Below are 13876 nucleotides of genomic sequence, written 5' to 3'. Positions count from 1 at the left end.
GCGCCAACCAAGGTTGGCCGCTACCAACAGCAGGCGCACACAGCGATCGTTTGCCGGCCAGCGGCCGGCACTACCAGGTAGATCCACGCCATGCGTGGATGCTCTCTGCGAGGCGCTACAGCGGTAACCAAGAGGTCGGCAGCTGTATCGCGTGACCCATCACGCAGAACACGCAAAAAAAGACGGCGCCCTGCGGGCGCCGTCTTCACATGGATCGTGTTGAAGGCCGAGATCAGGCGACCAGCGCCACGTCCTGCGACTCCTGCCGACGGAACACCGAAACTGCATCGTCCAGCGTTCCCGCCTGCGACTGCAGCTCGCGTGCTGCGGCAGTCGCTTCCTCCACCAGCGCAGCATTCTGCTGCGTGGCCTGGTCCATCTGCACCACGGTCTGGTTGATCTGCTCGATACCGATCGACTGTTCCTGCGACGCCGCGGATATCTCGCGCATCAGATGGCTGACGTTCTCCACCCCGCCGACGATCCCCTGCATGCGTTGGCCGGCATCCGCCACCAACTGGGCACCTTCGCCCACCTGCCGGCCGGCCTCGTCGATCAGCTTCTTGATCTCCTGGGCTGCCGCCGCCGAACGCTGTGCCAGCACTCGCACTTCACTGGCCACCACGGCGAAGCCACGGCCCTGCTCGCCGGCGCGTGCCGCTTCCACTGCTGCGTTGAGCGCAAGGATGTTGGTCTGGAAGGCGATGCCGTCGATGACGCCGGTGATGTCGCCGATCCGCTTCGACGCGCCCTCGATGGCCTGCATGGTGTCGACGACCCGCTGCATGGCCGTATTGCCATCACTGGCGGCATTCTGCGTGGAGGCCGCCAGCGCGCTGGCCTCACGCGCATGGGCGGCGTTCTGGCGCACGGTGGCGGTCAGCTCCTCCATTGATGCCGCGGTTTCCTGGAGGTGCGCGGCCTGGCGTTCGCTACGCTCGGACAGGGCACCGTTGCCAGCAGCAATTTCGTTGGCCGCCGTACTGATCGAAGAAGCGCACTGCTGGATGCGGCCCACCATGCGCGCCAACTGGCCTGCCGTGGCGTTTGCATCGCGCTGGATGGCCGCGAAGGCGCCGTGATACTCGCCGCGCATGCGCCGGTCCAGATCGCCGTTGGCCAGCGCCGAGAGCATCTGCCGCACTTCATCGACAGTGCTGCCCAGCGTATCGAGCAGCTGGTTGATGCCTCCCGTGAGGCCGTCGAGGAAGCTGGCGCCTTCGGTCGCCTGCAGGCGCTGCTCGAGATCACCGGCGGCGGCCGCAGCGACGATGCCGGCCACGGCGTTCTCCAGGGTGAGTTCGTGGGTCCGGTCATGCCACTCCACGGCAAAGCCCAGGCGCACGCCCTGGGCGTCGAACACCGGCGTGACCACCTGCGCGAAGTGCACCGGGCCGATCTGTACCTTGCCGTTGTGCGTGACCTGCAGGCCATTGAGGATGGCGCGGATGCGGTCCGGATTGGCGTGGAAGCGATGGATGCTGCTGCCGACCAGGCGCTCGGCGTCGAAATCGGGGAAAGCCTGTCGCAACGTTGCCTGCTGGTTGCGCAGCAGGGCCACCACCGAGCGGTTTACATAGCGGATCACATGGTCGTTGTCGGCGATCATCATCGCGGTGCGCGAGGCATCCAGCGCCTGGCGGATCTGTGCGTTCTCGGCATGCGCCGCCGCCTCGCGTCCACGCTGGGCCTGCACGTGGCGTGCAGTGTCGGCCAGGGCGTGGGCCAGTGAACCCGGTGCATAGGCGCTGGTGTCGGCATGTGCACCAAGATCGGCACCGGTGGCGATATCGCGTGCCAGCGCGGCAAGGCGACGCGGGCCATGGCCAAGTGTCTCCGTCTGCTGGCGAAGCCGCAGTGCGACCTGGCCGAGGGACAGGGTCAGGCCCGCGAACATGCCGGCCTGCAGCAGCGTCGGCCACACTGTGGCACCGCTCAGCAACGGGGCCAGCAGTGCGAGCGTGCCGACCCCACCGGCCAGCAACACCGGAAGGCGATCGCGGTGTCCCAGCAGCACACCCAGCAACAGAGCAACCGGCAATGCCGGTGACAGGCCGGTGATCGCGCACAGCAGGGCCAGCTGCAGCGACAACAGGATCGCCAGACCGCCGTTGGCGATACCGCGGCCCGCCAGCGGACCTGCCAGCCACAACGCGGGCGGCACCGCCGCAGCGACCAACGCAGCGGCCACGACCTGCGGGCCACGCAGGGCCAGCACCAGGCCGGCCAGGCCCAGTGCTGTGCTGCAGATCAGCAGGCGGCGATCAGCGCGGCGGGCGAGCTGCTGCAGGTGCGGCAGGCGAGCGGTATCGGGGGGGGCGGAAGAATGCAACGGACATCGGCGACTCCTGGATCAGCAGACGACAACGGCCACGCGGAGACGCACGCAGGAGTGCGTGGCCAGGGCATGGACCGGGAATTCGGGGAATGCGACGCAATCAACGTCGCGCAGACGGGGCGCCGTGACCACATCCTGTGGGTGACGGTGCAATGGAGCGGGCATGCGGACTTCCTTGCAGAACCAGACACACGCCGCAGGCCCGACCGGGCCTGCGTGCTGCAGGCGCAGAGGCCCGCAACTGATGTATCGGCCGCAACTGCGCAGAGTGAAGTGCGCGGACGCCGCGACTCAGCCGGCGTTGTCGTTGTTGAAGAAGTTCAGGATCACTTCTGCGATCTGTTCCGGATCTTCCATGTGCAGGTGATGGTTGCCGGGAAACACCGCCAATCGCCCATCGCGCAGGTGCTGCAGGCGATCGCTGCGCATCGGCTCGGGATAGTAGGACTGTGCCGGCGTGGCATAGATCACCTGCGTCGGGCAGGCGATGGCCTGCAGCAGGTTGTCGATTTGCCCTTCGCTCAGGCGGATCGCGGTGGGCAGCATCAGGCGCGGATCGCTGCACCAGCGGTAGCCACCCTCGACCGGTTCCACGCCGCGCTCGACCAGCAGCCGTGCACAGCGTTCGCTGAGCTGGTTGGTCATCATCCGCGCGCGGATCGGCGCGGAGAGGTCGGGGAACACGCGCAGCTGCTTGCGTGACAGCCCACGCGTGGCATTTACATGCTCGCGCAGGCGATGCGCGGTTTCTTCCTCCGGACCGCGCAGGCCGCCGAGCGCTTCGATCGCCACCAGCCGCTCCACGCGATCACTGACCGAGGCGGTAAGGCTGGCGATGCCGGCGCCCATCGAATGGCCGAGCAGGTTGAAGCGGTCCCAGCCCAGTGCATCAGCAACATCGAGCACGTGGCAGATCGCGGCTGCGGTCGTGTAGCTGGCACCCGCCGGCAGATGCGCACTGTGGCCATGGCCGGGCAGGTCGATGGCAACCAGCTGCAACGACGACAGATGCGGCGCCAGCGGCACGAAGCTGGCCGCGTTGTCGAGCCAGCCGTGCAGGGCCAGTACGCGCGGGCCGTCGCCGTGGTTGCGCAGGCCGGCGACGCGCGCGCCACCGACCTCCAGTTCAAACGGTTGCAGACTCATGCCAGCGAGGCCACGGCCAGCCGCGCAAGCGCACGTGCGTGCTCCGGTTCGGCGTTGAGGCAGGGGATGTAGCGCATCGTCGCGCCGCGCTCGGCCAGCGTTTCGGTGAAGCCCATCGCGACCTCTTCCAGCGTCTCCAGGCAATCGGTGGCGAAGCCGGGGCAGACCACATCGATCTGCTTCACGCCGGATTCGGCCAGCGCCCACAGGCTGGGCTCGGCATAGGGCTGCAGCCAGCGCTCGCGGCCGAAACGCGACTGGTAACCCATCTGCCACTCGTCCCTGCCCAGGCCCAGAGCCTTGGCGATGGCCTGCGCACTGGCCTCGCAGCGCTGCGGATACGGATCGCCTGCATCGGCCAGGCGCTGCGGGATGCCGTGGAAGGAGAACATCAGTTTCTGGCCGCGACCGTGCTGTTCCCAGTAGCGGCGGATCGAGCCGGCAACGGCGTCGACCCAGCCCGGATCGACCGAATAGTCGCGCACCAGGCTCACGGTCATGCCCGGATTGCGGCGCTGCCAGGCATCGACGCGGTCTTCGACCGAGGCGGTGGTGGTGGTGGAGTACTGCGGGTACAGCGGCAGCACCACGATGCGGCGCGCACCGTCGGCCGCCAGGCGGTCGAGCTCGCTGGCCAGCGCCGGTTCGCCATAGCGCATTGCATGGCGAACCTTCAGGGTCGGCAACAGCGCTTGCATGGCCTGCGCCAGCTGGCGCGTATGCACCATCAGTGGAGAGCCCTCCGGCAGCCAGACCTGGGCGTACTTGGCCGCTGAACGGCTGCTGCGCAGCGGCAGGATCAGTCCACGCAGCAGCGGCTGCCAGAGCAATGCCGGGATCGAGACCACGCGGGGGTCGGACAGGAATTCAGCCAGGTAACGGCGTACGGCGGGGGCCGTCGGCGTCTCGGGCGTGCCTAGGTTGACCGCCAGCACGGCGGTATCGGGTGCGTCGAGCATGAGCGGTATTGTCGCCGATCCGGTGCCGCGCCGGGATGCAGGGTTCGGATTGCAGGCATAGCGCGCATCAATGTGAGCAGGGAACGCTCATTGGGGATTCATGACAACACTACTAATTTCAGTCACTTGCTATATCTTCCTATGGACTGACTTCTGGAGCCTGCCATGCGTCGCCCGATCCAAGCCCTGCTGATCGCCGCCAGCCTGCTGTCCAGCCAGGCCATGGCCGGACCGCAGGAAGACCAGCGTGCCCGCAATGCCGTGCGCGTGCTGGCTGAAATCCAGGAAATCCCTGAACAGGGCATTCCGGACAAATTGCTCGACGAAGGCCGCGCGGTCATCGTCATTCCCGACACGATCAAGGCCGGTCTGGTCATTGGCGGTCGTCGTGGCCATGGCCTGATGTCGGTACGCATGCCCAACGGCGCCTGGTCCAATCCGGTGTTCGTGAAGCTTACTGGCGGCAGCATCGGCTTCCAGGCCGGCGTGCAGTCCTCCGATGTGGTGCTGGTGTTCCGCAACGACCGCAGCCTGGACAACCTGGTCAACGGCAAGTTCACGCTGGGCGCCGATGCCGGTGTCGCCGCCGGCCCAGTCGGCCGCAATGCCGCCGCTGCCACCGACGGCCAGCTGAAGGCCGAGATCTGGTCCTGGTCGCGCGCCCGCGGTCTGTTTGCTGGCGTTGCCCTGGATGGTGCGGTGCTGCAGATCGATGATGCCGCCAATCTGGACGCCTACGGCAGCAACACCACGCCGCGCATGATCTTCGAAGGCCGCGCCGCCGGTTCGCCGTCGATGGATGTGGTCACGTTCCGCGACCGTCTGGAAGAGGCCACCTACGCCGCGCGCAACAACCGCAGCGGTAACGGCGGCAGCGCCCCGCGTCCGGCAGCGGCCCCGGCGGTTGCTCCGGCGCCTGTTCAGGCAGCGCCGGCCGCCCCAGCCGAAGCCACCACCGCGCCGCTGCAGAACGTGCCGCAGACCCCGCCGCCGCAGCAGCAGGGCTTCCAGCCGGTCAACAACGGCGAAATCCGCACGGAAACGCTGGGCGGAAACTGACTTTCGTCACGCGCGCCGGCTAACACCCGGTGCGCTATGCTCGACAGCCTGATCACTAACGTAACGAGCGTCTTTATGGGCAGTTTCAGCATCTGGCATTGGTTGGTCGTGCTGGCCATCGTCCTGCTGGTGTTCGGCACCAAGCGCCTGACCAGCGGCGCCAAGGATCTCGGTTCGGCGGTCAAGGAATTCAAGAAGGGCATGCGCGACGAGGACAAGCCGAACGCGCAGCTGGGCGATGAGTCGCGCAGCCAGGACGCCTCGCGCACCGCGCAGGACGAGCACGACCGTAACGCTCGCTGATCCGGAGCGGTTGCGGTGTTCGATATCGGCTTCAGCGAACTGCTGGTGATTGCAGTGGTCGCCCTGGTGGTGCTCGGTCCCGAGCGCCTGCCCAAGGCGGCCCGCTTCGCCGGCCTGTGGGTGCGTCGTGCCCGCAATCAGTGGGATTCGGTGAAACAGGAACTGGAGCGCGAACTGCAGGCCGAGGACATCAAGCGGCAGATGCAGGACGTGCGCCAGGGCATGCAGGACACCGAGAACCAGCTGCGCGCCAGCGGCGAAGCGATCCGTCGCGAAGCCCAGCAGGCGCAGCAGCAGGGTGATGATCTGGTGCAGGAAGTCCGTGCACCGGCACCAGCGGATCTACCGCCGCACATGAGTGCCGCGCCCGATGCCGTTGAACCGACGCAAGAGAGCGTTGCTCCCGAGCCGACCCCGGCGACACCCCCTGAAGCCGGTGCGCCGCCGGCGCAGAGCACGGAGCGCCAGCCATGAGTGAACAGGATTTCGGCGAGAGCTCGCTGGTCGAACACCTGGTGGAACTGCGCGGCCGTCTGGTGCGCGCACTGTTGGGCCTGGGCGTGGTGCTGCTGGCGCTGCTGCCGTTCACCCAGAAGCTGTACAACGCACTGGCCGAACCACTGGTCTCGCAGCTGCCCAACGGGCAGACGATGATCGCCACCAATCCGGCAGGTGCCTTCTTCGCGCCGCTGAAGCTGACCTTCTTCGTCGCGTTGTTCGTGGCGGTGCCGTGGCTGCTGTACCAGCTGTGGGCGTTCGTCGCGCCGGGCCTGTATGCGCGTGAGAAGCGCCTGGCGGTGCCGCTGCTGGTGTCGTCGGTGCTGCTGTTCTACGCCGGCTGTGCCTTCGCCTACTTCCTGGTGCTGCCGGCGGTATTCCACTTCCTCACCACCTTCAGCCCGGACGTGATCGCGATCACCCCGGATGCGAACGCCTACCTGGACTTCGTGCTGGCGATCTTCTTCGCCTTCGGCGGCAGCTTCGAACTGCCGGTGGCGATGGTGATCCTGGTGCTGCTGGGCTGGGTGACGCCGCAGCAGTTCAAGGAAGGCCGTGGTTACGCGATCGTCGGCATCTTCGTGGTCGCGGCGGTGCTGACCCCGCCGGACGTGGTCTCGCAGCTGATGCTGGCGATCCCGATGTGCCTGCTATACGAGCTGGGCATCCACGCCGCACGCTGGCTGGTGCCGTCGTCGGTAGTGAAGAAGCCCGCTGCCTGAAAAAAGGGGACGGAGGGGATTAAGTCGTTTGTGCCACTGTGCGGCTAACGACTTAATCCCCTCCGTCCCCTTTTCTATCCACGCATGGCGTGGATCTACCTGCGTTCTGGTCAGGCGTGGAACACGTCGCTCGAGGTCGGCGTGGTCGGAATCGGCGGCGCCGCGCGGCTGCCGCGATGCACGAACATCTGCTTCCAGGCGGCGTAGACCGCGCCGACATACAGCGGCATCAGCACCGTGGTCAGCACCAGCTGGGCGATGAAGGCTGCGGCCAGCGGGCCACCGATCAGCATCGCGATCTGGATCACGATCACGAACAGGATGTACATGCAGAACGCGGCGATCAGGCCGAGTACGGCGAACACGAACATCGCGCCGATGTTCTCGATGCAGCCCTGCAGGCTCAGGCGCAGCGCATGCATGCCGCTCTGCTTGTCGAACACCACCAGCGCCGGCTGGGTGAACATCGCCAGCGACAGTGCTACCGCGCTCAGGAACACCAGCAGCATCCACAGCGCGATGCGCTTGGCCGGCAGGTTGGCGACCAGCGCGGCGGCATCGTCCGGCTTGATCTGCTGGCCACTGCGGCTGATCTCTTCCATCTTGGTCATGACCTCGCTGAAGGCGGTGAAGCCCTCGCGGCCGATCATCATGAACAGCAGTGCGCCCAGCAGCAGTACCGCCAGCACCTGGATCGCCAGCGGCACCAGCAGGTGGCTGACGCGGTGGTCGCGGATCGGTTGCAGCAGGTGCGAGGCCAGGCCCGGGCGGCCTTCGTCGATCTCGCCCACGGCATACAGCATGCCGCCGAACATGATCGGTGAGATGGCCAGCGTCATCAGCTGCACGGCCATGCCGGCGGCGCCGGGAATCAGCGTCGACAACAGCGTGACCACCCAGCTCACCAGCAGCCAGGTCAGGCCGATCCGGGCCAGCTGCAGCGGCGCACGCCGGTACAGCGAGAACGTATCCAGCAACCACTGGGCGCCCGCCGAAGCCGGCAGCTTGCGAATCTCTTTCATGGACATCCGGGAAGGACAGGAGGGGGCCGGGCGGCTGCCCGTGCCGCCGATTATCCCTGTTTTGCCGCCGGCTGGGCTGAAGACAGCCGCGCCTGGCGGACGAAGCGGCGCAACAGCTGGCGGGCCAGCGGCGCGGCGCTGACCGCACGTTCGATGCTGCGGGCACAGCCACCGTGGCGACCGATGCAGTCGGCGCGGGCGCGCACGTAGCCGCGCATGTGGTGGGTGGCGAATTCCGGATGGAACTGCACGCCCCAGGCCTGGCGGCCCCAGCGGAAGGCGTGGCAGCCGTCCAGCGGTGAGCGTGCCAGCACCTCGGCGCCATCGGGTGCACGCAGCACGGTCTGCAGGTGGGTGGCATGGGCGGCGAAATGCTGCGGCAGGCCTTGGAACAGCGGGTCCTGCGCGGCCTGCGGCTGCAGTTCCAGTTCGATCGTGCCGGACTCACGGCCGGCCGGGTTGTAGGCCACCTCGCCCCCCAGCGCGTGCGCCAGCAGCTGATGGCCGTAGCAGATGCCGAACACTGGCAGGTCGTCGTGGGCGGTCTGGCGCAGCCACGCGGCGCTGCGCTCGCTCCAGTCGGCATGGTCGGTGACGAAGGCGGCCGAGCCGGTCACCAGCACGCCGGCGAAGGCGTGCGGATCGGGCAGAGCGCCACCGTGCTCGACATCGACCACCACGGTCTCGTGTTCTTCCAGCCCGGCGGCGACGCGGATCCAGTGCGGAAAGCGCCCGTAGCGGCGCAGCGACGGTACCGGGCGGCCGGTTTCAAGGATCAGGAACGGGGCTGGGTTCATCCGGGGGCGGCAGGACTGACAGGACTTCCTCGATTGTAGTCAGCCCGTGCGCCACCTTTTCAAGCCCGGCCTGGCGCAGGGTTCGCAGCCCTTCAGCCCGTGCGGCACGGCTGAAACCGGCCAGATCCATGTCGGCGCGGATCTGCCCGCGCAGCCGCGAGCCCAATGGCAGCAACTCATACAGCCCGATGCGGCCGAGGAATCCGGTGCGCCGGCACTCCAGGCAACCGACCGGCCGACAGGGCGTGGCGGCATCTGGATATGCGGCATGGCTATCAGCCAGCACCGCCCAATCGGCCGCGCCGAGGCTGTGCGGCTGCTTGCAGTGCGGGCACAGCGTGCGGACCAGGCGCTGGGCGAGGATGCCGTTGAGGGTACTGGCCAGCAGGTAATGCGGCACACCCAGGTCGAGCAGGCGGGTGACCGCCGATGGCGCGTCGTTGGTGTGCAGGGTGGACAGCACCAGGTGGCCGGTCAGCGAGGCCTGCACCGCCATCTGCGCGGTTTCCAGGTCGCGGATCTCGCCGATCATGATGATGTCCGGGTCCTGCCGCAGCAGGGTGCGCACGCCGCTGGCGAAGTCCAGGTCGATGTTGGTCTGCACCTGCATCTGGTTGAACTCGGGCGCGATCATCTCGATCGGGTCCTCCACCGTGCACACGTTCACATCCGGCGTGGCCAGCCGCTTCAGCGTGGAGTACAGGGTGGTGGTCTTGCCCGAGCCGGTCGGGCCGGTCACCAGCACGATGCCGTGCGGGCGTTCGACCAGCGCATTCCAGCCGGCCGCCTCCTGTGGGCTGAAGCCGAGCTGGTCGATGCTCTTGAACGCGGCATCCGGGTCGAAGATGCGCATCACGCACTTCTCGCCGAAGGCGGTGGGCATGGTCGACAGGCGCATCTCGACCTCGCGGCCGCCTGGCGAACGGGTCTTGATGCGGCCGTCCTGCGGGCGCCGGCGCTCGGCCAGGTCCATGCGGCCCAGCACCTTGATGCGGCTGACCACCGCGGTCATCACTGCCGGCGGTACCTCGAACACCTTGTGCAGCACGCCGTCGATGCGGAAGCGCATGCGCCCCATCTCGCGGCGTGGCTCCAGGTGGATGTCCGAGGCGCGCTGTTCGTAGGCGTACTGCAGCAGCCAGTCGACGATGTGCACGATGTGCTGGTCGTCGGCATTGACGTCGCCGGTGCGGCCCAGCTCCACCAGCTGCTCGAAGCTGGGCAGGGTGGTGCTGGCCTCGCCGCGCACGTCGCCACGGGCGCCGCGCACCGAACGGGTCACCCCGTAGAACTCCATGGTGTAGCGGTGCAGGTCCAGCGGATTGACCACCGCCAGCTCGATGCGGCGGCGGGTCAGGTGCTGCAGGTCACGACGCCATTCCTGCACCAGCGGCTCGCTGGTGGCTACCAGCACGCGCTCGGCATCCACCGCCAATGGCAGGAAGCGGTGGCGGCGGGCGTAGGCATGCGACACCAGCGCGGTGACCGCAGCGACGTCCACCCGGGTCGGGTCGATGCGCAGGTAGCGGCTGCCGGTACGCTGGGCCAGCCACTCGGTGAGGCGTTCCAGGGTCAGCTCGCCACCGCCGGTGGCGGCCAGCTTGAGGTTGGACAGCAGCACCAGCGGGTGCACTTCACTGGCATTGCGCGCGCCCTGTGCGGAAAACCGCATGCGCTCGCGGTCCTGCTCGGCCACCAGGTCATCGGCGACCAGGGCTGCGGCAATCTGCTCGAACTGCAGGCGGCCCCACGGCAGCGTGGTGCCGCCTCGCTCGCCGGGCGTGCCCACCGGCAGCCGATGTTCCATCTGCCTGCTCCTCCCGGGTACGGAATGCCCCGCAGGTCGGCCGTTATACTAACGCACCCCCTTGCCGGCCAAGACTCGTACGCATGTCCGCGACCCCGACCGTTCCGATCACCTTCCAGGGCCTGATCCAGACCCTGAACCAGTTCTGGGCCCAGCAGGGCTGCGTGCTCATCCAGCCGCTCGACCTGGAGGTGGGCGCCGGTACCTTCCACCCGGCCACCTTCCTGCGCGCGATCGGTCCGGAAAGCTGGAACGCGGCCTACGTGCAGCCCTCGCGCCGCCCGACCGACGGCCGCTACGGCGAGAACCCGAACCGCCTGCAGCGCTACTACCAGTACCAGGTGGCGATGAAGCCGGCGCCGGACAACATCCAGCAGCTGTACCTGGATTCGCTGAAGGCGCTGGGCATCGATCCGCTGGTGCACGACCTGCGCTTCGTCGAGGACAACTGGGAGTCGCCGACGCTGGGCGCCTGGGGCCTGGGCTGGGAAGTCTGGCTCAACGGTATGGAGGTGACCCAGTTCACCTACTTCCAGCAGGCCGGTGGCCTGGAGTGCCGCCCGGTGCTGGGCGAGATCACCTATGGTCTCGAGCGCCTGTGCATGTACCTGCAGAACTGCGACAACGTCTACGACCTGGTCTGGACCTATGGCCCGGACGGCCAGCCGGTGACCTACGGTGACGTCTACCACCAGAACGAGGTGGAGCAGAGCACCTACAACTTCGAATACGCCGACGTGGAAGAAATGTTCCACCGTTTCGACGCCTGCGAGCGTGAAGCGCAGAAGCTGGTGGAAGTGAACCTGCCGCTGCCGGCCTACGAGCAGGTGATGAAGGCCAGCCACACCTTCAACCTGCTCGATGCGCGCCGCGCGATCAGCGTGACCGAGCGCCAGCGCTACATCCTGCGCGTGCGCGCGCTGGCCCAGGCGGTGGCCAAGGCCTACTACGAGCAGCGCGAGAAGCTGGGCTTCCCGGGTGCGAAGAAGGCCTGACGGCCCTCCCGCACCGACCCGCTTTTCATCAACTACCCGGGGCGCCGGACGCGTTGCGCGCTGCGCCCCCACCACAGGATCGAACCGATGAGCCAACTGTCCCCCCTGCTGATCGAACTGGGCACCGAGGAGCTGCCGGTCAAGGCGCTGCCGGGCCTGGCCCAGGCGTTCTTCGACGGTGTTGTCGAAGGCCTGCGCAAGCGCGGCGTCGCGCTGGAACTGGGTGATGCACGCCCGCTGTCGACCCCGCGCCGGCTGGCCGTGCTGCTGCCGGGCGTCGGCCTGGAACAGCCGGAGCAGCACAGCGAAGTGCTGGGCCCGTACCTGAACATCGCGCTGGACGCCGAAGGCCAGCCGACCAAGGCGTTGCAGGGTTTTGCCGCCAAGGCCGGGATCGACTGGACCGCGCTGGAAAAGACCACCGACAACAAGGGTGAGCGCTTCGTGCACCGTGCGGTGACCCCGGGCGCGAGCACCGCCAGCCTGCTGCCGGAGATCCTGCGCGAGGCGATCGCGGCGATGCCGATTCCCAAGCCGATGCGCTGGGGCGACCACGCCTGGGGCTTTGCGCGCCCGGCGCACTGGCTGGTGCTGCTGCACGGTGCCAACGTGGTCGAAGCCGAGCTGTTCGGCCTGCAGGCCGGCCGCGTCAGCCGTGGCCATCGCTTCCACCACGACCAGGCCGTGTCGCTGGCACAGCCGCAGGACTACGTTGAAGCCCTGCGCGCCGCGTTCGTGCTGGTCGACCCGAGCGAGCGCCGCGCGCGCATCGTCGCCGAAGTCGAGGCCGCTGCGGCCAAGGTCGGCGGCAGCGCCCGCATCACCGAGGACAACCTGGAGCAGGTGGTCAACCTGGTCGAGTGGCCGTCGGCGGTGCTGTGCAGCTTCGAGCGTGCGTTCCTGGCCGTGCCGCAGGAAGCGCTGATCGAGACGATGGAGATCAACCAGAAATTCTTCCCGGTGCTGGATGACAGCGGCAAGCTGACCGAGCAGTTCATCGGCATCGCCAACATCGAATCGAAGGACGTGGCCGAAGTGGCCAAGGGCTACGAGCGCGTGATCCGCCCGCGCTTCGCCGATGCCAAGTTCTTCTTCGACGAGGACCTGAAGCAGGGCCTGGTATCGATGGGCGAGGGCCTGAAGACGGTGACCTACCAGGCCAAGCTGGGCAGCGTGGCCGACAAGGTGGCACGCGTGGCCGCCCTGGCCGAAGTGATCGCACCCCAGGTCGGCGCCGACGCCGCACAGGCCAAGCGTGCTGCCGAGCTGGCCAAGAACGACCTGCAGTCGCGCATGGTCAACGAATTCCCGGAACTGCAGGGCATCGCCGGCCGCCACTACGCCGTGACCGGTGGTGAATCGCAGGAGGTGGCGCTGGCCATCGACGAGGCCTACCAGCCGCGCTTCGGCGGTGACGACATCGCGCTGTCGCCGCTGGGCAAGGTGCTGGCGATTGCTGAACGCGTGGATACCCTCGCCGGTGGCTTCGCCGCAGGCCTGAAGCCGACCGGCAACAAGGACCCGTTCGCCCTGCGCCGCAACGCGCTGGGCCTGGCCCGCACGATCATCGAAAGCGGCTTCGAGCTGGACCTGCGCGCGTTGCTGGCCAGTGCCAACGCCGGCCTGGCCGCGCGCAACGTGCAGGCCGACGTCGGTGAACTGTACGACTTCATCCTCGACCGCCTGAAGGGCTACTACGCTGACAAGGGCGTGCCGGCCACGCACTTCAACGCGGTGGCCGAGCTGAAGCCGGCTTCGCTGTACGACTTCGACCGCCGCCTGGATGCGATCGGCACCTTCGCCGCGCTGCCGGAAGCCGAGGCGCTGGCAGCGGCCAACAAGCGCATCCGCAATATCCTGCGCAAGGCCGAGGGCGACATTCCGGCCCAGATCGACCCGGCACTGCTGCAGGAAGATGCCGAGCGCGCGCTGGCTGAGGCGGTCACTGCGGCCATCGACGACACCGGCGCCAGCCTGCACCAGAAGGATTACGTGGCCGTGCTGGCACGCCTGGCCCGCCTGCGCCCGCAGGTGGACGCCTTCTTCGATGGCGTGATGGTCAATGCCGAGGATCCGGCGCTGCGTGGCAACCGCCTGGCGCTGCTGACGATGCTGGGCGAGCGCCTGGGCAAGGTGGCAGCGATCGAGCATCTGTCGAGCTGACGCCGGTATCGGTAGTGCCGGCCGCTGGCCGGCACTACCGGATCACCGTCGGTGGATGTCCATCGGG

General features: G+C 67.7%; 12 protein-coding genes. 6 read left to right on the top strand and 6 right to left on the bottom strand.

All coding sequences use genetic code 11. The features are described 5' to 3' along the window. Window positions 1-232 precede the first annotated feature (232 nt). The 3 genes from EZ304_RS11195 to hemH form a co-directional block, all read right to left on the bottom strand. Window positions 233-2332, bottom strand: coding sequence for a methyl-accepting chemotaxis protein (locus tag EZ304_RS11195; RefSeq protein ID WP_142807086.1), 2100 nt, complete (start codon window positions 2330-2332; stop codon window positions 233-235). A gap of 297 nt (window positions 2333-2629) precedes the next feature. Further along, window positions 2630-3484 carry an alpha/beta fold hydrolase gene (locus EZ304_RS11190; protein WP_142807085.1) on the bottom strand — a complete coding sequence of 285 codons (855 nt, stop codon included), beginning with the start codon at window positions 3482-3484 and terminating at the stop codon, window positions 2630-2632. Further along, on the bottom strand, window positions 3481-4443 hold the full coding sequence (gene hemH / locus EZ304_RS11185) for a ferrochelatase (RefSeq protein WP_099554330.1): 963 nt from the start codon (window positions 4441-4443) through the stop codon (window positions 3481-3483). Before hemH ends, EZ304_RS11190 begins: the two co-directional genes overlap by 4 nt. Window positions 4444-4608: 165 nt before the next feature. Between hemH and EZ304_RS11180 the strand changes: the two genes are divergently transcribed. The 4 genes from EZ304_RS11180 to tatC all read left to right on the top strand — a co-directional run bounded on the left by EZ304_RS11180 (window position 4609) and on the right by tatC (window position 7025). After that, entirely contained in the window at window positions 4609-5502 is an 894-nt protein-coding gene (locus EZ304_RS11180; RefSeq protein WP_142807084.1) for a lipid-binding SYLF domain-containing protein, read from the top strand. A gap of 75 nt (window positions 5503-5577) precedes the next feature. Further along, entirely contained in the window at window positions 5578-5805 is a 228-nt protein-coding gene (tatA, locus tag EZ304_RS11175; RefSeq protein WP_005420453.1) for a Sec-independent protein translocase subunit TatA, read from the top strand. A gap of 15 nt (window positions 5806-5820) precedes the next feature. Next, entirely contained in the window at window positions 5821-6279 is a 459-nt protein-coding gene (gene tatB / locus EZ304_RS11170) for a Sec-independent protein translocase protein TatB (RefSeq protein ID WP_142807083.1), read from the top strand. Then, window positions 6276-7025 (top strand): twin-arginine translocase subunit TatC, encoded by a 750-nt coding sequence (gene tatC / locus EZ304_RS11165; RefSeq protein ID WP_032128455.1) that lies wholly within the window; start codon window positions 6276-6278, stop codon window positions 7023-7025. Before tatB ends, tatC begins: the two co-directional genes overlap by 4 nt. 110 nt (window positions 7026-7135) lie before the next feature. Here tatC and EZ304_RS11160 read toward each other — a convergent pair whose 3' ends face one another. Genes EZ304_RS11160 through EZ304_RS11150 form a run of 3 tightly spaced genes read right to left on the bottom strand, consistent with a single transcriptional unit; the run spans window position 7136 to window position 10651 of the window. Beyond that, the gene (locus EZ304_RS11160; protein ID WP_110714191.1) at window positions 7136-8047 is read right to left on the bottom strand and encodes a BPSS1780 family membrane protein; all 912 of its coding nucleotides are present in this window, start codon (window positions 8045-8047) and stop codon (window positions 7136-7138) included. A 50-nt stretch (window positions 8048-8097) separates the two neighbouring features. After that, a complete protein-coding gene (locus EZ304_RS11155; protein ID WP_033835362.1) occupies window positions 8098-8844 on the bottom strand; it encodes a glutamine amidotransferase in 747 nt (248 codons plus the stop codon). Continuing rightward, a complete protein-coding gene (locus EZ304_RS11150; protein WP_142807082.1) occupies window positions 8816-10651 on the bottom strand; it encodes a GspE/PulE family protein in 1836 nt (611 codons plus the stop codon). Before EZ304_RS11150 ends, EZ304_RS11155 begins: the two co-directional genes overlap by 29 nt. A gap of 83 nt (window positions 10652-10734) precedes the next feature. On the opposite strand from EZ304_RS11150, the gene glyQ reads away from it, so the two are divergent. After that, on the top strand, window positions 10735-11646 hold the full coding sequence (gene glyQ, locus EZ304_RS11145; protein WP_006403404.1) for a glycine--tRNA ligase subunit alpha: 912 nt from the start codon (window positions 10735-10737) through the stop codon (window positions 11644-11646). 87 nt (window positions 11647-11733) lie between these two features. Continuing rightward, a complete protein-coding gene (glyS, locus tag EZ304_RS11140) occupies window positions 11734-13809 on the top strand; it encodes a glycine--tRNA ligase subunit beta (RefSeq protein WP_142807081.1) in 2076 nt (691 codons plus the stop codon). The last annotated feature ends 67 nt before the right edge of the window (window positions 13810-13876 follow it).

This window comes from Stenotrophomonas maltophilia (genome assembly GCF_006974125.1).
Lineage (GTDB): Bacteria > Pseudomonadota > Gammaproteobacteria > Xanthomonadales > Xanthomonadaceae > Stenotrophomonas > Stenotrophomonas maltophilia_O.
The sequence above is the reverse complement of the archived record's forward strand: the minus strand, read 5'-3'. Positions and strand labels throughout refer to the sequence as shown.